Annotated in this window: 20 protein-coding genes and 1 tRNA gene; 19 read left to right on the top strand and 2 right to left on the bottom strand. The window is 42.2% G+C overall.

Translation table 11 applies throughout. The features are described from left to right. Positions 1 to 8: 8 nt before the first annotated feature. A complete protein-coding gene (locus tag T355_RS0109925) occupies positions 9 to 347 on the bottom strand; it encodes a hypothetical protein (protein ID WP_027397622.1) in 339 nt (112 codons plus the stop codon). A 258-nt stretch (positions 348 to 605) separates the two neighbouring features. On the opposite strand from T355_RS0109925, the gene T355_RS0109920 reads away from it, so the two are divergent. From T355_RS0109920 to T355_RS14175, 19 genes are all read left to right on the top strand, one after another. After that, the gene (locus T355_RS0109920) at positions 606 to 2,522 is read left to right on the top strand and encodes a sigma 54-interacting transcriptional regulator (RefSeq protein WP_027397621.1); all 1,917 of its coding nucleotides are present in this window, start codon (positions 606 to 608) and stop codon (positions 2,520 to 2,522) included. Between the two features lie 21 nt (positions 2,523 to 2,543). After that, a complete protein-coding gene (trmB, locus tag T355_RS0109915) occupies positions 2,544 to 3,194 on the top strand; it encodes a tRNA (guanosine(46)-N7)-methyltransferase TrmB (protein ID WP_027397620.1) in 651 nt (216 codons plus the stop codon). Beyond that, positions 3,191 to 4,405: an FtsW/RodA/SpoVE family cell cycle protein gene (locus tag T355_RS0109910; protein ID WP_051555523.1), complete on the top strand. Its 1,215-nt coding sequence runs from the start codon at positions 3,191 to 3,193 to the stop codon at positions 4,403 to 4,405. Before trmB ends, T355_RS0109910 begins: the two co-directional genes overlap by 4 nt. A 35-nt stretch (positions 4,406 to 4,440) precedes the next feature. After that, positions 4,441 to 5,268, top strand: coding sequence for a pyridoxamine kinase (locus T355_RS0109905; RefSeq protein ID WP_027397618.1), 828 nt, complete (start codon positions 4,441 to 4,443; stop codon positions 5,266 to 5,268). Between the two features lie 22 nt (positions 5,269 to 5,290). After that, a complete protein-coding gene (locus T355_RS0109900; RefSeq protein ID WP_027397617.1) occupies positions 5,291 to 5,953 on the top strand; it encodes a TatD family nuclease-associated radical SAM protein in 663 nt (220 codons plus the stop codon). 3 nt (positions 5,954 to 5,956) lie between these two features. Beyond that, positions 5,957 to 6,802, top strand: coding sequence for a selenium-dependent molybdenum cofactor biosynthesis protein YqeB (gene yqeB, locus T355_RS0109895; protein ID WP_027397616.1), 846 nt, complete (start codon positions 5,957 to 5,959; stop codon positions 6,800 to 6,802). 11 nt (positions 6,803 to 6,813) lie between these two features. Next, the gene (locus tag T355_RS14180) at positions 6,814 to 7,173 is read left to right on the top strand and encodes a hypothetical protein (RefSeq protein ID WP_037330096.1); all 360 of its coding nucleotides are present in this window, start codon (positions 6,814 to 6,816) and stop codon (positions 7,171 to 7,173) included. 75 nt (positions 7,174 to 7,248) lie between these two features. Further along, positions 7,249 to 7,326: transfer RNA gene (locus tag T355_RS0109885), tRNA-Arg, on the top strand. A gap of 121 nt (positions 7,327 to 7,447) precedes the next feature. Beyond that, the gene (locus tag T355_RS0109880; RefSeq protein ID WP_051555522.1) at positions 7,448 to 8,098 is read left to right on the top strand and encodes a TetR/AcrR family transcriptional regulator; all 651 of its coding nucleotides are present in this window, start codon (positions 7,448 to 7,450) and stop codon (positions 8,096 to 8,098) included. A gap of 48 nt (positions 8,099 to 8,146) precedes the next feature. Continuing rightward, positions 8,147 to 9,337, top strand: a complete 1,191-nt coding sequence (nirJ1, locus tag T355_RS0109875; RefSeq protein WP_027397614.1) for a putative heme d1 biosynthesis radical SAM protein NirJ1 — start codon at positions 8,147 to 8,149, stop codon at positions 9,335 to 9,337. Further along, positions 9,337 to 10,329 carry a putative heme d1 biosynthesis radical SAM protein NirJ2 gene (gene nirJ2, locus T355_RS0109870; RefSeq protein ID WP_027397613.1) on the top strand — a complete coding sequence of 331 codons (993 nt, stop codon included), beginning with the start codon at positions 9,337 to 9,339 and terminating at the stop codon, positions 10,327 to 10,329. The genes nirJ1 and nirJ2 overlap by 1 nt, the downstream gene beginning before the upstream one ends. A 311-nt stretch (positions 10,330 to 10,640) precedes the next feature. Beyond that, on the top strand, positions 10,641 to 11,438 hold the full coding sequence (locus T355_RS0109865; RefSeq protein ID WP_027397612.1) for an HAD family hydrolase: 798 nt from the start codon (positions 10,641 to 10,643) through the stop codon (positions 11,436 to 11,438). Between the two features lie 55 nt (positions 11,439 to 11,493). After that, on the top strand, positions 11,494 to 12,345 hold the full coding sequence (locus tag T355_RS0109860) for a PHP domain-containing protein (protein WP_027397611.1): 852 nt from the start codon (positions 11,494 to 11,496) through the stop codon (positions 12,343 to 12,345). 90 nt (positions 12,346 to 12,435) lie between these two features. Beyond that, positions 12,436 to 12,705 (top strand): type II toxin-antitoxin system RelB/DinJ family antitoxin, encoded by a 270-nt coding sequence (locus tag T355_RS0109855; RefSeq protein WP_027397610.1) that lies wholly within the window; start codon positions 12,436 to 12,438, stop codon positions 12,703 to 12,705. Then, positions 12,693 to 12,977 carry a type II toxin-antitoxin system YafQ family toxin gene (locus tag T355_RS0109850; RefSeq protein WP_419670104.1) on the top strand — a complete coding sequence of 95 codons (285 nt, stop codon included), beginning with the start codon at positions 12,693 to 12,695 and terminating at the stop codon, positions 12,975 to 12,977. Before T355_RS0109855 ends, T355_RS0109850 begins: the two co-directional genes overlap by 13 nt. Positions 12,978 to 13,452: 475 nt before the next feature. After that, positions 13,453 to 14,055 carry a tetratricopeptide repeat protein gene (locus tag T355_RS0109845; protein WP_027397608.1) on the top strand — a complete coding sequence of 201 codons (603 nt, stop codon included), beginning with the start codon at positions 13,453 to 13,455 and terminating at the stop codon, positions 14,053 to 14,055. Between the two features lie 18 nt (positions 14,056 to 14,073). Further along, positions 14,074 to 14,685, top strand: coding sequence for a hypothetical protein (locus T355_RS0109840; RefSeq protein ID WP_027397607.1), 612 nt, complete (start codon positions 14,074 to 14,076; stop codon positions 14,683 to 14,685). 69 nt (positions 14,686 to 14,754) lie between these two features. Then, positions 14,755 to 15,201 (top strand): membrane protein insertion efficiency factor YidD, encoded by a 447-nt coding sequence (yidD, locus tag T355_RS15170; protein WP_081777664.1) that lies wholly within the window; start codon positions 14,755 to 14,757, stop codon positions 15,199 to 15,201. 36 nt (positions 15,202 to 15,237) lie between these two features. Then, positions 15,238 to 16,332 (top strand): SPFH domain-containing protein, encoded by a 1,095-nt coding sequence (locus T355_RS14175; RefSeq protein WP_051555521.1) that lies wholly within the window; start codon positions 15,238 to 15,240, stop codon positions 16,330 to 16,332. Between the two features lie 972 nt (positions 16,333 to 17,304). Here the strand turns inward: T355_RS14175 and T355_RS0109820 are convergent. Continuing rightward, positions 17,305 to 17,871, bottom strand: coding sequence for a hypothetical protein (locus tag T355_RS0109820; protein ID WP_027397604.1), 567 nt, complete (start codon positions 17,869 to 17,871; stop codon positions 17,305 to 17,307). Between the last annotated feature and the right edge of the window lie 17 nt (positions 17,872 to 17,888).

Below are 17,888 nucleotides of genomic sequence, written 5' to 3'. Positions count from 1 at the left end.
TGACGTTATTATGCAAAATACTGCATGTATACGCTGAGGCCTAAGAGGCCAACGGAAGCAAAAAGTGTACCCATGCTTACGCCTACCAGAATTCTGTGAACTTTGTCGGTGAAGTTGCCGTGACGGTTAATGTAAACAACAACCATACCAATCATAAGGCAGGTGTACATAGCCACGCCGATCTGATCAAGGGTCTGCCAGCCCAAGGCCATAACGAACATGGTAAGGGCAATCATGATGAGAAGAAGTAAATCCCTGGAAGCCTTTGGCTTCATATTGGACTTGCTGTTTGCTGCATCAGCAGCTGGGGATAAATTCTTCTGAATTTTCTTATATTGAGTAGACATCTATAAACCACCATTCTCCTTTTTATTCTAATACATTATCGTACAGACAATGAGATTATATCATAATTAACAACTTGAAAAAAGTCGCCAGACAAAATATTACAATATATAGGACAGAATTGAGGTTTAATTGTAACTTTTAGGTCGGAAAATTTGCAGAGAAAAATCACTAATGTTAAAATAGGTGTATATGTATAGTTTTAGAATCGTTTTACTTTTAAACTAACTTACTATAATAGATTGGAGAGTGAAAGTTTTATGATTAGAGAACGTCGCAGTCGTGAAAAGCTGGAAGCATATTACCATAGATTTATCGAAACAGGAGAAATAGATCCTAATGTACATCCTTGGGTGGCCAAGTCCTGGGAAAAAAGTGCTGCCCTAAAGGTGCCAGCGGATAAAATGTCCACAGCCAAGCGCCTTTCTGAGGCTGAGCTGAAGGAGGCTCAAAAGCTCCATGGCCCCGCTATAAAGTATTTGGAGGATATCAGTGGCAATGTTCGGGAATTCTTCCAGAAATACAATATCAGTCTGCTTATACTGGATGCAAACTGCACCGTTTTAAAGAGCTATTCAATGCCATTTTATCAGATGACCCCAGGTGAAATTGAGGGGGTACGGGTTGGCATTGAAGAGGTTGGCACTTCCTCCATTAGTATTGCTTACGAGCACAGGGCACCATTCTGGCTCTTTGGCCCTGAGATGTGGGCAGCAGAATGCCAGCAAAGCGATGCCTGCTCAGCACCTATCATTGTGGATAATGAGCTGCAGTATATTATTTCTTTGGTGGCGGTGGAACAGACTGATATGCCTCAGGATGCTATTATTGCCATGCTTCTCACTATTAAGGAATCCTTGGAGGTTTATCTCCATCAGTTTACCCGCATCAAGGCCCAGGAGGCTATATTGGATGCAACTCCTTTCGCGGTATATCATGTTATGGCGGGAGATGAGGTGGCCTATGCCAATAAGCTGGGGATGAGCCGTCTTATGGGTATTGGCGCCCAGCCTCAGGATAATAATGAGGTGAAGACAAACCTTAACGAGGTTATAATGAATTACCGTCATACCCCTATATATCGCGGATTTAAAGGTGTGCCTTCCTACAATAAAGAGGTTACTTGGATTACCCAGGCCAAGACCTATGAGGATATTACCACCGTAGTGCCTTTGGATTACAATGGAGATGAAACTGTTCACAGTGTAGTAGCAGTGTCCATGCCTATTGAGGATTTGCGTACCTTGGTGGCTCATGCGGCAGGCTTTACAGCAAAATACAGTCTGAATTCCTTGGTAAGTGCTGGTACCAACTTTAGTTCCATTAAGGATAAGGCTTTGCGCATCGCCAGAAATAAGCATCACATGTTGATTCAGGGTGAAGCGGGAACAGGAAAGCAGCGTATGGCCCATGGTATTCATCAGGCCAGCCCTCGGGCAGCAGGACCACTCATTACCATTCATTGTGGTGATACAACTCCGGAAATTCTGGAACAGGAGCTCTTTGGTGTAGCCCTTAATTCGGAAATCAGCCATCCTGGTAAATTGGAGCTGGCTTCCGGTGGTACTCTCTTTATTGATGAAATAGAGAAAATGCCTAAAAATATTGCCATAGAGCTGGCAGCAGCCCTCAATACCTCTCAGTCCAACCGTGTAGGTGAGGATGTGGACCGTTCTATCGATGTGCGCATTGTGGGGGCATGTGACAGCGATTTGAAGCGTCTTACTGAAAGAGGCTTGTTTGCAAGAGAATTATATGATATCATTTCGAGAAGTGTGATTCGTATACCGTCCCTGAGAAACCGTCGGGAGGATATACGGGATTTGGCAGTTCATATTGTAAATGAGCTGGCCAGTCAGCATCAGATGCCGCAAAAGACCATTGCGGAGGAAACTGTGAATATCCTTACCAATTATGATTGGCCGGGGAATATCAAGCAGCTTCAGGGGGTGCTGGAGGTGGCCTTCTTCAAGACCACAGATGGTGTTATCAGACCTGAGGACATTAACCTTATGGGTGATGTGAAGCCTGATAACAAGTGGAAGGAAGACAAGGATATTTTCGTAAAGGCGTGGAAGGCCGCGGGGGGCAATGTATCCCGTATGGCAAATCTCCTTCACGTAAGCCGTGTTACCCTGTACCGCTATCTAAAAAAGTATGGCTTTGAGAAAAAGTAATTTTGAATAGGAGCGATAAGTTTGCGTTTACGTAGAAAGCCTTGGGTTGACCAGGCTATTCATGATTTTGATGATTTTGTGTTCCCTAAGGATAATCCAGCCTCTGAGGAACAGAAGGGTAAGTGGGCTCAGGTGTTTGACCGTCAGGCTCCCCTTCATGTGGAGCTGGGTACCGGCAAGGGAGACTTTATAAGTCAGATGGCTCTCCGTCATCCTGATATAAATTTCATTGGCATTGAGGCACAGCAGGATGTGCTTTACATGGCTGCAAAAAAAATTCGGGAGCTGGGTATTACCAATGTGAAGCTCCTGGTATTTGATATTAATAATATTGAGACGATTTTTTCTGAAGGCGAGGTAGATCAGTTCTACATCAATTTCTGTGATCCGTGGCCAAAGGCAAGACATGCCAAGCGCCGCCTTACCCATGTGGGCTTTTTGAAGCGCTATTCCAAGCTGCTTAAGCACCCGGGCAAGCTGGTGTTTAAGACAGATAATCGCCCCCTCTTTGATTTCTCACTGGAGCAGTTTGAGGAGGCCGGCCTTCAGGTGGATGATGTGTCCTTTGACCTTCATGCGGAAAATAGACCGGATAATATTATGACTGAGTATGAGCGTAAATTTAGTGGATTTGGTGAAAAAATTAATCGTTGTGAGGTAACCTTCCTTTGAGTAAAGTAGAGCCACTGACACCGCGCAGACAGGGCGTCAAATTATGGAAAAACAACCATGAAGCCATTATGACTCTGGTGATAATATTGCTTATTGCAGGACTTTTTAATGTGTTCAGTTCAACCTTTGTTATGGCTGAAAGGGACTATGGGAGTCCTTATGCATTTTTGCTAAGGCATGCTGTCAGCATGATTTTGGGGCTGATTTTATGCTATGTGGGAGCCAGGGTGGATTACCACAAATGGCGTTCTTTGATAATGCCAGTAACTGTTGTATTGATGGCTTGCCTTTTAGTGGTGCTGCTCTTTACGGCTCCTGTTAATGGTGCCCGCCGCTGGATTCCCCTTCCGGGCTTTTCCTTCCAGCCTGCGGAATTTGCCAAGCTGGTAAGTATTATGCTGGCTGGCTATTATATTTCCTTTAGAAATGGACAGGGCAAGGAGGTCAATCTCTTCAATCGTCAGCTGGGGGTGGTGGGGGCCATGGCCCTGCTGGTTTATGTTGAGCCGGATATGGGTACTGCCTGTATTGTTATGGGTATCCCTATATTGATGCTTGTGGTGGGGGGCCTGCATTTCAGCAAGCTAAAATGGTTGCTTTTGGGTGGACTGATATTGGTGGGCTTTATGATTTACATGCAGCCATACCGCTTGGAGCGTCTAATGGTTACCTATGATCCATGGCCCTATGCCCAGGATCAGGGTTATCAGACGGTAAGGTCTCTGATGTCCATTGGTTCCGGAGGTCTTTTTGGTATGGGCATTGGTCAGGGGCTCAGTAAATATGATTATTTGCCGGAGGCCCATACGGACTTTGCCTTTGCGGTGTTTAGCCAGGAAATGGGCTTTTTTGTGGTTTTGGCTATTTTGATAGTATATATGCTGTTTTGTCGTTATGCGGCAGCTATTGCCATGCAGGCCCAGGATATGTATGGTCAGATGCTGGCTGTAGGGGTATTGCTCCTTATTGGAGGGCAGGCTGTGGCCAATCTCATTATGGTTAGTGGCATGATTCCGGTTGTTGGTGTACCATTGCCATTTATCAGTTATGGTGGTACATCTTTGGTTATGTCCCTTTTTGCCATAGGAATTCTGGTTAACATCAGCAGACAGACAACCATGATAAAGGAAAAGGAGCTTATTCGGGAGGCCCTGAGAAGGGAGCCTAAGCTGATAAGACGAACTGGGCCGCATCTCAGACGAGTGAAATAATTTTTGTATGACAGATGATAGAAGGTAGATGTTGCATGAAAAGGCAGAAGCGTATTGCGTTGGTTAATGATATTACGGGCTTTGGCAGATGTTCCGTTACCGTGGAGCTGCCACTGATTTCCGCCATGAAGATTCAGGCCTGTCCGTTACCCACGGCTATATTATCTGTACATACTGGCTTCGAAAATCCCTTTATTGATGATTATACCCAGCGCATGACTCCCTATATGGACAGCTGGGCCCAGCATAAAATTGAATTTGATGGTATCTGCACTGGCTTTTTGGGAAGTCTGGATCAGATTAATCTGGTGGAGGATTTTATCCATCGTTTCAAGGGAGATAATACCCGGGTTATGGTGGATCCGGTAATGGGGGACTATGGACGGCTTTATTCATCATATACTCCTGAGATGTGCCGGGAAATGCGCCGGCTTTTAAAATGGGCCGATTTGGTAACCCCTAATCTCACAGAGGCTTGCCAGCTGTTGGATGTGGAATATCCGGAAAACGGCAGAATTAGTGAGGACGAACTGGCCAAAATGGCTAAGGCTCTTTCTGAACGTGGTCCTAAGCAGGTGGTAATCACAGGACTTAGTGATGATACCCACATAAAGAACTATCTTTTTGAAAAGGATGGTGTTCAGGGAATTATAAAGAAGGACAAGGTGGGGGATGACCGCTCCGGCACCGGCGATGCCTTTGCTGCTATTGTGGCGGGAAGTCTTGTGAACGGGGAATCTTTGGAGGAAGCGGTAATAAAGGCTGCTGATTTTATTAATAAGGTTCTGGAATACACATGTGAGCTGGATTTGCCATGGAATTATGGATTGGCTTTTGAAGAATTTTTGACTGAGCTAAAATAAGTGTGATATACGGGGTGGCAGTATGATAGTTTATGCAACTCATGCCGGCGGCAGATATTTGCAAGTGGCCGACAGTTTAAAGGAACAGCCAGAGGGCACGCGGGGAATATATGTAAATCTCACAAATAAATGTAATTGTGCCTGTACCTTTTGTCTGCGGAATATGAAGGAAATGGCAGAGCAGAGCTCTCTTTGGCTAAAGGAAGAGCCTTCTGTCCCTGAGGTTAAGTCGCTTCTAGATGAGTTACCTTGGGATATGGTATCGGAAATTGTTTTCTGCGGCTTTGGTGAGCCCACCTGCCGACTTGATGCAGTGGTGGAGCTTTTAAAGTATGTTAAGGACACACATCCTGAAGTGAAAACCCGTCTTAATACCAACGGCCTTTCTGATTTGATGTATGGGCGCAGCACAGCTGGTGATTTTGCCGGGGGAATTTTGGATACGGTTTCTATCAGCCTGAATGCTTCCAACAAGGAACGTTACTTGGAGCTGACCCGTGCCAAGTATGGTATTGAGTCCTTTGATGCCATGCTGAAATTTGCTGTGGACTGCAAGGAATATGTGCCAAATGTGGTAATGACCGTGGTGGAAAAGGTGGAAAATCAGCAGGAAATTGATCTTTGCCAGAAGATTTGTGATGACCGGGGGCTGAAGCTTCGGGTTCGTATATATGAGGACAGCTAAGAAATGAAACAACTTATTATGATCAGGGGCGGCGGTGAGCTGGCCACAGGCATTGCCCATCGGCTGTATAACTGTGGCTATAAGGTGCTGATGCTGGAGCAGCAGTATCCTTCGGCCATTCGTAGAAATATTGTATTTTCTGAGGCTATTTATGACGGTGAGACCACCGTGGAAAGGGTTACCTGTTATAAAGCTGACGACGCCAAGGAGGCCAGCAAAATGCTTAAAGAAGGCAAGCTGGTTATCATGGTGGACCCGGGGTTGGAATCCCTGAAGGTGTTTAAGCCAAAGGTACTGGTAGATGCTATTTATGCTAAGCGCAATCTTGGCACCAATAAGGATATGGCCTCGTTGACTATTGGTATTGGTCCTGGATTTGTGGCAGGTCAGGATGTGACCTGTGTTATTGAAACTGCCAGAGGACACAATCTGGGGCGTATTCTTCACGATGGTATTGCACTGCCGGAGAAGGATATAGCTGAGGCCAGGGCTATTATGAGGGCATCCCACTCTATTAATTCTCCATGCGACGGTTATCTGGAGGCAGGCCATCCTACAGCTTATATTATCGACAAGGATGAGCTTATTGGCCGCCTTCATGTGGATGGTGGTCATGTATTGGAGATAAGAACCCCTATTGCCGGTGTACTCAGAGGTATGCTTCACGATAATTGCCCCGTGCGTACTGGGCTTAAGATTGCGGAGATTGATCCCAGCACCAAGCCAGCCAACTGTATGAGTATTTCAGCCAAGACCCGTTGCGTATCAGGGTCAGTTCTGGAGGTAATAGTGGGATGGGAGCATACTCATGTGAAGAAGTCACGGTTGTTACCATGGAAGAATAAATAGAGGATGATAAAATGGCTTATATTGTAACTAAGCTGCTGACCACCGAAAAGAGTACAGAATTCTTTTTGATAGGCAGTTTTTCGGACATGAAACAGGCAGCGGCTGCTGCTACAGATGAATACAAGGAGTACAACAAGCAGGCTTCCTTTATGAATCTGGAAATGATTAATGAATGGCTCAGTACCCGTGGCGAATATTCCTTCCGTAAGGATAGAAACAACCGCCTTCAGCTGGACATCAGTATAGCTGAGGAAAATCAGATCATTCAAAAGGATCATCAGCGTATTTTCACCTGTACCGATGCGGATTCGGAGTTTGTAAAGCTCAGTGGAGCCTTGGTTTCTGATGGTGAGAAGAAAGCTGAGATTTAAAAAACTCAAAAAAATATTTGACAAATATCATATATTGAGGTAATATACTCGTGTTGGTTATTTAAGACCGACCATGACTCAGTAGCTCAGCTGGATTAGAGTACTTGACTACGAATCAAGGGGTCGGGGGTTCGAGTCCCTCCTGGGTCACCATTGCATATTAAGCGCAGAGCATTAGCTTTGCGCCTTTATTTTGTGCTGTTTTGTCTTATACTTAGAAAGCTGTTAAAAAGTGAATTGGATTCATTAATTGTGAATCTAAGGAGGTAATGTAATGGCAGGACATCCAGAGTCGTTAGATAATACAGAGATGCAGGAAAATCGTGGCGAAAAGCTGGGCCGTCGTGAGCAGAAAAAGATTAAGGCCCGTAATGATATATTAAATGCAGCGGTGATTCAATTCAGTGAAAGGGGCTTTCAGGCTACCTCCATTGCAGACATTATGAATGCGGCGGATATGGGACTGGGAACCTTTTATAACTATTTTAATTCCAAGGAGGATATTCTCATTAGTCTGCTGAACCGCTTTGCAGGTACTATGTCCGAGGAGCTCCATGGATTGATGAAGACCAGTCCTGGCTATAAGGTAATTCTTAAGGAAATGGTAATGCTTACGGCAAGGCTGGTGGGAGAGAACAGATATCTTTTGCCTTTGCTTTTTACCGGGGCCATGACTCAGTCAAATCCACGGGGTGGGCACAAGATTGATATGCCGGCACCGGAATTTATGGGAAAGTTTCTTGATCTTCTGAAGGCCGGGCAGGCCAGTGGGGAGTTCAGAAATGATATTTCTCCGGAAATTATGGCGGAAATGTTTCATTCCATGTTTCAGGCGGCAGCCTTTAGTCATATTCCAGTGACATTTGAGAAGAACATTGAAATGAAGCTGACCTTGCTTTTGGCGGGAATCTGCAGTAAAGAATAATATTGTGTGTGATTATTTTATATAGGGTTATATTTAGGTGATTTTAAGATGATTAGTGTTACAAAGCTGTTGTTTAAGAGAGAGTATTATGGGGATTCTTTAAGATATACAAAGAGTGCCCACGCTCAGAAAAATGGTGCCGGTGAGGGCATGGGGCCTGTTGTAGTGTGGAATTCCACCAAGACCTGCAATTTAAAATGCCGTCATTGTTACATGAGCTCCGACAACAAGAAGTATCAGAATGAGCTTACCACTGAGGAGGCCAAGAGCTTTATCGATGATTTGGCTGACTTCAAGGTGCCTGTGCTGCTTTTTTCCGGTGGGGAGCCATTGATTCGTCCTGATTTTTTTGAGTTGGCAGAGTATGCCCAGAAGAAGGGAGTTCGCCCGACCCTCTCTACCAACGGTACCCTTATAACCCGTGAGGTGGCCCAGCGTATTAAGGATATTGGCGTGGGATATGTGGGTATTTCCCTGGATGGTTTAAAGGATGTAAATGACAAGTTTCGGGGCGTTGACGGCGCTTATGAGAAGGCCATGCAGGGCATTCAGAACTGCGTGGCTGTAGGCCAACGTGTAGGCCTTCGCTTTACCATTAATCATCATAATATTCAGGAGCTGGATAATATTTTCGACTTTATTGAGCGTGAAAATATTAACCGTGTATGCTTCTATCATCTCGTTTATTCCGGCCGTGGCAATGCCATGATGGATGAGGATGTTACTCCTGAGGAATCCCGTCGGGCTATGGATATTATTATCCGTCGTACCAAGGATTTTGAGGAGAGAGGACTTGAGAAGGAAATTCTCACTGTAGATAATCACTGTGATGGTGTTTATATGTACTTAAAGGCATTGTCTGCAGGAGATGACAAGCTGGCCGCCCAGATAAAGGAATTTATTTCCATGAACGGTGGCAACCGCTCTGGTATTGCCTTTGGCGAGGTGGATCCATTCGGCTATGTCCATCCTGATCAGTTTACCCAGCATCACACCTTTGGCAATGTTCGGGATAAGAAGTTCAGTGAAATTTGGACCGACACCAGTCATCCGATAATGGCAGGTCTGAAGGATAGGAAGCATCTCTTAAAGGGACGCTGCAGCCAGTGTAAGTTCCTTGATAACTGCAACGGCAATTTCAGAACCCGTGCAGAGGCCCGTACCGGGGATTTTTGGGAGTCTGATCCTGCCTGCTATCTTACTGATGAAGAAATTGGCCTTGCCGGAGGTAATAAATAATGATAGTTTCCTGGAACGTAACAAATGCCTGCAATATGTTTTGTGACCACTGCTACCGCGAGGCGGGCTGCAAGGCGGAGGAGGAGCTTTCCACTGAGGAGGCCAAGACCTTGCTGGAGCAGATTGCCAGAGCAGGCTTTAAGATAATGATATTTTCCGGCGGTGAGCCTCTTATCCGCCCAGATATTTTAGAGCTGGTTTCTTATGCTACCTCTCTCGGACTTCGCAGTGTATTTGGTACCAATGGTACTCTGATTACTCTGGAAATGGCTCAGAAGCTAAAGGATGCAGGTGCTATGGGCATGGGAATTTCCCTTGATTCCATGGATAAGAAGAAGCACAATGAGTTCCGTAAGTTTGAAGGGGCCTGGGAAGGTGCCGTTCAGGGTATGAGAAACTGCCGCGCTGTGGGACTGCCATTCCAGATTCATACCACTGTAATGGACTGGAATAACCATGAGCTGGAGGCAATTACGGATTTCGCTGTGGCAGAGGGGGCTGTGGCCCACCATTTCTTCTTCCTTGTGCCAACGGGCCGGGCCAAGACAATTGAGGCTGAGTCCCTGCGGGCAGAGCAGTATGAGGAAACCCTTACCCGTATTATGAAAAAGCAAACTGAGGTGGATATTGAATTGAAGCCTACCTGTGCTCCGCAGTTTATGCGCATTGCCGCTCAGATGGGAATAAAGACCCGCTTCCGTCGGGGATGTCTGGCAGGTACGGCATATTGTATTATCAGCCCACGGGGTAAGGTACAGCCATGTGCATACCTTAACATGGAGCTGGGGGATGTACGGGAGACTCCATTTGATGAGATTTGGAAGAATAATGAGGTGCTGAATACCTTGCGTACCCTTGAATATAAGGGGGGCTGCGGTGAATGCGAGTTCAAGAGAGCCTGCGGTGGTTGCCGGGCAAGGGCAGCATATTACCATGAAGGTGACTATATGGCAGAGGAGCCATGGTGTCTGTATCATGGACGTAAAGGGTAAGTTATCATATTTTATTAAAAAGGGCGGGGGCTGCTGGCTGTAACAATTAGGGCATGAGTCGTTAAGAAATTCTTTTGTTCGTACCTTAGTTTTAGTGGGAAAAATCATTTGTTTGAGCGAAGCAAGGCTAATACTGTAATGGCGAAGCGAGTTATGATTTTTTCCACTATATAATCGAACAAAAAATTTTAGGCTCATGACCGACGTTACAGAAAGTAGCCCTCGCCCTTTTTTATTATTGGAAAAATCAACTAACTGCGATATAATATAGTTTAATATTGACAAAAACAGTATCTGAGCTAGGTGATTTTATGATAAAGATTATTTTTTCGGACATGGATGGTACCCTGTTGGATGAAAACGGGGAGCTGCCCGTGGAATTTCCGGAGGTTATGGCAGAGCTGAAGAAGCGGGGGGTTATATTTGCACCTTCCAGTGGCCGCCAATATTTTGCCCTTTTGGAGCAGATGGGGGAATACAAAAACGAGTTTATGTTTCTGGCGGAAAATGGGGCATTTAATATATACAAGGAAAAGGAGATCTGTTCCTCAGTCCTTGATATGGATTTGGTGCATCGTGTAATCGCCGAAGCGGATAAGCATCATTTCTTTGCCATTCTTTGCGGCAAGAAAAATGCCTATGCCAGAAAGGAATGGGAGCCATATATCCATGAGGCCCGCCGTTTCTTTACCCACAGTATTTTTGTGGATAGCTTTGATGATGTGGATGATGAATTTGTTAAGATTGCCTTTGCAGATTGTGAGGGACTTGATGCAGAGCACAATCTTATGCCGGTATTAACACAGTTTGAGCCGGAGCAGCAGGTGTCACTTAGCAGCAACTACTGGGTGGATATACTCAATCCAGGTATCAACAAGGGCTGGGCCATAAAACACATTCAGGAAAGATTCGGCTTCAAACCTAAGGAATGCGCCGCCTTTGGCGACTACATGAACGATTATGAAATGATGCAGTCGGTGTATTACAGCTACGCCATGGAAAATGCTTATCCTGAGCTGAAAAAAGTGGCAAGGTTTACCACCAAGAGTAATGCAGAACATGGCGTTATATATCAGATAAAGGAATTTATTAAGCAAGGTTTGATTTAAGAGAGTTTTAGATAAATAGATATTTGGGTATTTTAGGGGTAGAGGAGAAACGTGTATGAAATTTGACTATCATATGCATTTTGAAAAAGGCGATTATGATGTTGACTGGGCCAAGGGCTTTTTTGAGGCAGCAGCCAAAAGGGGCTTGGATGAAATCGGTATCTCCGAGCATAGCCATACCTTTCCGGAGTTTAAGCAGCTTTATTATGATGATTTGATTTTGGATGATTCCTTTGTGGGGAAATTTCAGCAGCAGTGGCTGAAGTCAAATAAGTTCAAGCATACTCTGGATGACTATTTTGAATTTATGGAAAAGCTAAAGTCTGCCGGCTATAATGCCAAGACCGGAATTGAGGTGTGCAATTTCCGGAATCAGGAGCAGGTTGCAGAGATTTTAAAGGAGTACAATTTTGATTACATTATCGGCTCTATTCACTTTATCCGTGGCTGGGCCTATGATTCTGAGGAAATTATGGCGGAATGGAACCATCACACTTTGGATGATATTTACGAGGCCTATACCCAGGAAATTGAGCACATGGTGACCAGCGGCCTTTATGATGTGCTGGGACATCCATATAATATCCGTCTTTACCGCATGATTCCTTACTTTGATGCCACTCCATATCTGGAAAGGGCAGTGGCGGCATTAAAGAAGGCCAATATGTGCGTGGATGTAAATACGGGTACAGTGTACCGTTATCCAATTGCGGAAATAACTCCGTACTACAAGTTTATGAAGCTGGCCGCCAAGGCTGATTTGCCAATAATAACCAGCTCTGATGCCCACAAGCCGGAGGACTGCGGCAGCTACATTGACGAGGCCATTGACTACGTAAAACGCTATGGCTATACCCAGGGGGTAACCTTCGACAAGCGCAAGCGCATCATGGTGGATTTAGGGTAATTGTAGGGCAGGGGTAAAGCCTAATCATTGAAAATGCACTGCATTAGATGTATAATGCAATTAAAGATACATGATATGGAGGTGCTACTCATGGCTTCAACGAACTTTACCTGTCGAATAGATAATAGTGTGAAAGCCCAGAGTGAGGCGGTTTATAATGAATTGGGGATGAATTTGACAACTGCCATAAATGTTTTTTTGCGTGAGTCTATTCGGGTGGGCGGTTTCCCTTTTGATGTGAGATTAAATAGCCCTAATAAAGAAACAATTGCGGCTATGGTTGAAGCAGAAGGTTTAGCCCATGACAATACTGTTAAAAAGTATGATGTGGAAGAGGCATTGGCAGAATTGAAAAGATGAAAAAGCAAGTAATTTGGACCGGTCAATTTAAGAAGGATTATAAATTGGCTATGAAGCGGCATTTGGATATCAATTTATTGGATGATGTCATCAGGAAATTGGCCAATAGTGAAAAATTGGACGATAAATACAAAGATCATGAGCTTAGTGGCAATTGGGCCGGGCATCGAGAGTGTCATATTTTGCCAGACTGGTTGTTAATATACCGTATTGATGAGGATGTTATTACGTTGACTTTGACCAGGACTGGCACTCATAGTGACTTGTTTTAAAAAGTGAATATTTTATTTTTTGGTAAATTTTTTTATATATAATCTAGAACTGCGGTCAGAATGAGAAATCATTTTGACCGCTTTTTTTGCAGTTACTACAGAACCGCAAGACAGCACGAGTCTACAATGTGCCGAATAAGATAAATGTCTTGCGGGGGGGGACAAATGTGCTAGCATGATATAGGGGATATATTTATTGTTACTTTTTAGTTGCAAGGTGTCTAATATTCACAGAAAGTCTTTTTTCTGCGAGCATAGGCATGTTTCAACTTTATTTTTTACGGAAAGGAGACTTCCTTTTATGTTTTACTTTATGGGGGATAGAAATATTTTAGCTAATCACACTTTTTATAGCACTTAGCGAGTTTTGGATATTTTTTATAAATAATTCAGGTTCAATTTGTGTAGAATTCATGTTGGAGACATCGTGAGCATAAATTATTAAGGCGTTTTTCCAAGGAGGTACTATGCTGCAGTGTCGGATATAAAAGTTATCGAGTTGAATTGTCCTGGTTGTGGAGCACGTGTGTCAATATCGCAAAAGGAATGTGATTGGTGTCATCGCCCTATAGTTATTTCGACTTACAATAGTGTGATGAATATGTCTTTTGGAGAAGTTAATAAGTATATTGAAACGTATAAGTCTTTAGAAATGAACTCGTCTAATGTATCAGGGCTAAATAAGGCGATGGGAATATGTTATTTAAAACTTAGATTTTACAAAGAGGCATTGAATGCTTTCCATCGAGCCTTTGAAAATGATTTTACTGATGACGAGGCGGCGTTTTATGCAGCCGTTTGTGCTTTGGGTGGAAAAAAGGCTTTCGTTAATAAAAGGGAGGAGATAGATAAGGCGTTACAATATATAAATGCTGCAATTTCAATAAAATGCAAGGGGATTTATTATTTTTTTTTATCGTATATCAAATATGATTATTTTGAACGAAAACGATTTAAAAGCGAGCCTAATTATCGTGAGTGCTTAGCCGTGGCTATGGAGCATGGTTTTTCGCATTTGGATAAACAATATCTTTTTGAAATGCTAAACATAAATGCCCCCAAAACATTAGACATATAATTTAAGGAGATGCTTATTATGGGATTAACAGAACAAGAATTACAAGGTTTATACGTAGGTCGTACAAAGGAACAGATTGATGTTATTAATTATTTCTGCCGAGATGCAGGTTGTATGACAAGCAATATTAATGACGATGAATTTAAAAAAATAGTATCAAATCATTGCAATCTCGATGAAATAAAGATAAAGGCTATCGATGCTCTAGGTATAGACGAGGATGAAACTAATGAAATTGAGCCAGTTGTTTTTCACGGGTATGATTTTGGTGAAGACTCATTGGTGCATCATTGTGCTAATGGTGAATGGGTAAGTTCCATCTACCAAATAACATGGATTTTTTTCAGTTCATCGCAAATATTCATATATCGATATTTTTATGAATTAGATCAAGGCGATTCAAACGAGTGTACTAGTGAATACTTTTATAAAGATGTTACTTCTTTCTCAACTGAATCATCGACAACTACAGTGAATGAGGGTGATCGTGAAATTAAAATAAAGGATGATACATTTTTTGTGGTTGTTCCAGGAGATAAATTGAAAGTAGCGATGAATACATCGTTAACTGATCGCAATCGTGATATTATTCAGGCAATGAAACAGAAATTACGTGAAAAAAAGGGGTAAAATAAATTGCAAAGAAGAAGGCATTGTTTTGCCTTCTTCTTTGCAACAATTACATTAAAGGTGTTGGAAATGATTGATAATGAGTTGCCGGTTTATGAAAATAATCCTATAGCAAACAAACTGAATGCACCAGAAAATAAATTATTTCGACCAACTATTTTGTGGAAAAAAATATTGCTGTTAACGATTATTATTGTTGTGGTAACAACGCTATGTTCTATAGTTATAAAGAAAATAATAGATATAAGTGGATATTCTGCGTGTAAAACAATATATATTTATTTTTTTTTACAGAGTTTAGTAATTATCATATATCTTAAAAATATTTTAATTTTATTAATTCGTATATATCAAAAATATGCACGTTCTGAAACTAGATTACGGTGTCTGTACACGCCAAGTTGTTCTGAATACGCAATACTTGCACTGAAGAAATATGGAGTTTTCATTGGAGTCATTAAGGCTATTGGACGACTAAGACGTTGCAAGCCACCGGGAGGTATTGATTATCCTTGAATTAATTAGACTCAGCATGAGGGGAGTGCATAATTTGTGAATTTTTTCACCAAAAATAAAAATGAAGTAGCTTATAATGGTGGTAGTAAAAACTGGGCAGATGTTATAAAGAACACATCTCCTATGAATTTCTTGATATGGCGACAGCCTGAAGAAGATTTTAATACTAATTCAACCCTTGTGGTGATGCCAGGAGAAAAAGCAATTTTTGTAAAAGGGGGGGAGATTGAGCAAGTATTTGATAGTGGGACATATATTTTATCTACTGAGAACTATCCAGTTATCAGTAGATTGCGGAATGTTTTTACTGGCGGAGTAAGTATTTTCAACTGTGTAGTTTATTTTGTTCGTGAGACTGATAGCACGGAAATCAGATGGGGAACGGATACACCAGTTCAAGTGAGAGATAAAGTATGGGGAATAAGAACGGAGGTAAAAGCTCGAGGATCATATAAAGTAAGGGTAGACGATCCTGAAAAGTTGTTAAAAAAACTAATTGGTAATAATGTTATGTATCATGATTGGAGTGATATGGAGGCATATTTCCATAATGAATTTCAAGGCCAAATAAAGACATTAATATCAAAGGTGTTGAATTCATTTGAACAAGAGTTAATTGGTATTGATGCTCATATAGATGATATAGGAAAGATGGTAACACCAAAAATAGATTTGGCGCTTGCTGAATATGGGTTAAAATGCGTTAAATTTTCCATAGCTGCATTAGATGTAACACACGATAAATATGATGAAATTGATAAATCGCAGATAGATTCTATAGGAAAAATAAAGGTTGCGCAAGGTGATAAAAAAGTTATGGACATTCTTGGTGACAATTGGACTAAACAACAAATGGTAAATGTTTTTTCTGATATTGCAAATAATCAAGGTATGGGAACCATTGGAACTGAGTTAGGGTTAGGAATTGCTGCAGGTAATATGTTGAGTAGTGTGGCCAATAATACCTTTTTGCGAGGTAACGATATTGGAAATTCACAACAAGAGTTATCAAAGATTGACAAAGATGATGTCATAAATGTTTTCCAAACATTAAAAAATATGTTTGATGCGGGATTAATCGACCAAGTTGAATATGATGCAAAAAAAAGAGAACTCTTAAGTAGGATGTGAAGGAAATGCAATATAGTACAGGACTGTTGTTCCTGCTAAAAATGATTTTTATTATTGTTTTTAATATCATTTTCTTTCTTTTTTGTGATTTTTCTAATAATAATAGCAATACCACTTGGACCGCATATGTGTTTGTTCATGTTTCGTATTGTTCACTTATATGTGTTCCTAAAATGGTAATTAAAATCAAAAATTCATGTATATTAGGTTTGCCTATGTATGGCATTTCGCTTATTTATTTCGTTGTTATTCTGTTGACCTCTATGTGGTTCTTTGTTAACAATGATATATCATATAAGTACTGTTTAACTACTTATATTATGGTAACAGGACTATATTTATCAATAATGATAGTGTATATACTAGCAAATCAGCATACTAAGAAAAATACAAATATTTAACTTGAATAATTCACCACATCAAAAAAACCAATATATCCATTGTGACGGCAGAATAAGCATAAAATGCGCTTGACGGGATAAATTTGATATTAAAAATGGGCACCCGCTTTGTGGATATCTTCTAAACTGTTTTTTACACCACGCTGATGGGGGCTAAGGCACCTTTTTCTAAGGTCGGCAAGCAACCGCAACACTATGATATCTCCCACCACCTATTAAATTGTGGTGGTATATCCTTTGGAGAATTTTCGCAAGTAATAGAGATGAAATACCTGGATGTTTTTTGTTTGGGAAGAAGCCTATCAATTTTATAAATATGGATAAAGAATGAATAGAATACTTTGTATTGAAAGTCTGCAAAATTATTGCTGACGGATAAGCCAATATTATGGACAGAAACTTTTAGTGAAGAATACAGTCAAGTAAATGGTGGATTGAGGAACAGCTAGGTAGAAAAAATGCTCGATGATAACTATATCTATATAGCAGACAACAACTAATAGCAAATGATAGTAGATGCTTTTGAAAAAGGGACTGCGGCAGCAGTCCCTTTTTGACGTATATATGCTGATTAATGCAAAGCTGTTGGTGGCTTTGGAATATTCAGTGCCACGGACTGTTTTATGAGAGCCTTTTCGCTCATGTCCTTGGAGCTGTGGTTTTTCCACACCCGCTGGAGGGTGGTGACGAAGGCACCTGGAGAAATGGAGCTTTCCAGTTGCTCCTGAACCTTTTTCTGGAGCATTTCATGGAAAGGCTGGTCCAAGGTTATGGTACGCTGGGCCAGAAGAATCTGCAAATTTGTATCCACCAGATAAAGGTGCATAACGGGATCATCCAAGTCGGCGATGCATGGCTTCATGCCAGGTGGCAGCAGATGGATACCCAGAGGGGAATCTCCCCAGCCCTCTTTAAAAATGCCGTCAATTTTGTAGAGGAAGAATACAATGCCCTCAGCTTCAAAAAGTCCCAGCTCCATGGCCCCGGTGCGGAAGGCCTCGGTGGCAATTACATCTGTATGGCTCAGCTGCAGAATGAACATGGCACCGTTGGAATCAATCTGAAACAGTCCGCCGTCCCCCTGATTATGGATAGGCAGCGGAAATTTTTCCCCCACCTGAAAATTTGTATAATTCATGGCTATACCCCCTATAT

The sequence above is a fragment of the Anaerovibrio lipolyticus LB2005 genome (genome assembly GCF_000621545.1).
Lineage (GTDB): Bacteria > Bacillota > Negativicutes > Selenomonadales > Selenomonadaceae > Anaerovibrio > Anaerovibrio lipolyticus_A.
Note: the sequence above shows the minus strand (reverse complement) of the source record. Positions and strands in the feature narration are given on the sequence as shown.

Excerpts from the sequence above, each read along its gene's own strand:
- yidD (WP_081777664.1), top strand. The coding sequence starts at position 14,755 with ATGATTGATAATGAGTTGCCGGTTTATGAAAATAATCCTATAGCAAAC.
- T355_RS0109920 (WP_027397621.1), top strand. The coding sequence starts at position 606 with ATGATTAGAGAACGTCGCAGTCGTGAAAAGCTGGAAGCATATTACCAT.
- T355_RS0109820 (WP_027397604.1), bottom strand. The coding sequence starts at position 17,871 with ATGAATTATACAAATTTTCAGGTGGGGGAAAAATTTCCGCTGCCTATC.
- T355_RS0109905 (WP_027397618.1), top strand. The coding sequence starts at position 4,441 with ATGAAAAGGCAGAAGCGTATTGCGTTGGTTAATGATATTACGGGCTTT.
- T355_RS0109925 (WP_027397622.1), bottom strand. The coding sequence starts at position 347 with ATGTCTACTCAATATAAGAAAATTCAGAAGAATTTATCCCCAGCTGCT.
- nirJ1 (WP_027397614.1), top strand. The coding sequence starts at position 8,147 with ATGATTAGTGTTACAAAGCTGTTGTTTAAGAGAGAGTATTATGGGGAT.
- yqeB (WP_027397616.1), top strand. The coding sequence starts at position 5,957 with ATGAAACAACTTATTATGATCAGGGGCGGCGGTGAGCTGGCCACAGGC.
- T355_RS0109900 (WP_027397617.1), top strand. The coding sequence starts at position 5,291 with ATGATAGTTTATGCAACTCATGCCGGCGGCAGATATTTGCAAGTGGCC.
- T355_RS0109880 (WP_051555522.1), top strand. The coding sequence starts at position 7,448 with ATGGCAGGACATCCAGAGTCGTTAGATAATACAGAGATGCAGGAAAAT.
- nirJ2 (WP_027397613.1), top strand. The coding sequence starts at position 9,337 with ATGATAGTTTCCTGGAACGTAACAAATGCCTGCAATATGTTTTGTGAC.
- T355_RS14180 (WP_037330096.1), top strand. The coding sequence starts at position 6,814 with ATGGCTTATATTGTAACTAAGCTGCTGACCACCGAAAAGAGTACAGAA.
- T355_RS0109840 (WP_027397607.1), top strand. The coding sequence starts at position 14,074 with ATGGGATTAACAGAACAAGAATTACAAGGTTTATACGTAGGTCGTACA.
- T355_RS0109860 (WP_027397611.1), top strand. The coding sequence starts at position 11,494 with ATGAAATTTGACTATCATATGCATTTTGAAAAAGGCGATTATGATGTT.
- T355_RS0109855 (WP_027397610.1), top strand. The coding sequence starts at position 12,436 with ATGGCTTCAACGAACTTTACCTGTCGAATAGATAATAGTGTGAAAGCC.
- T355_RS0109865 (WP_027397612.1), top strand. The coding sequence starts at position 10,641 with ATGATAAAGATTATTTTTTCGGACATGGATGGTACCCTGTTGGATGAA.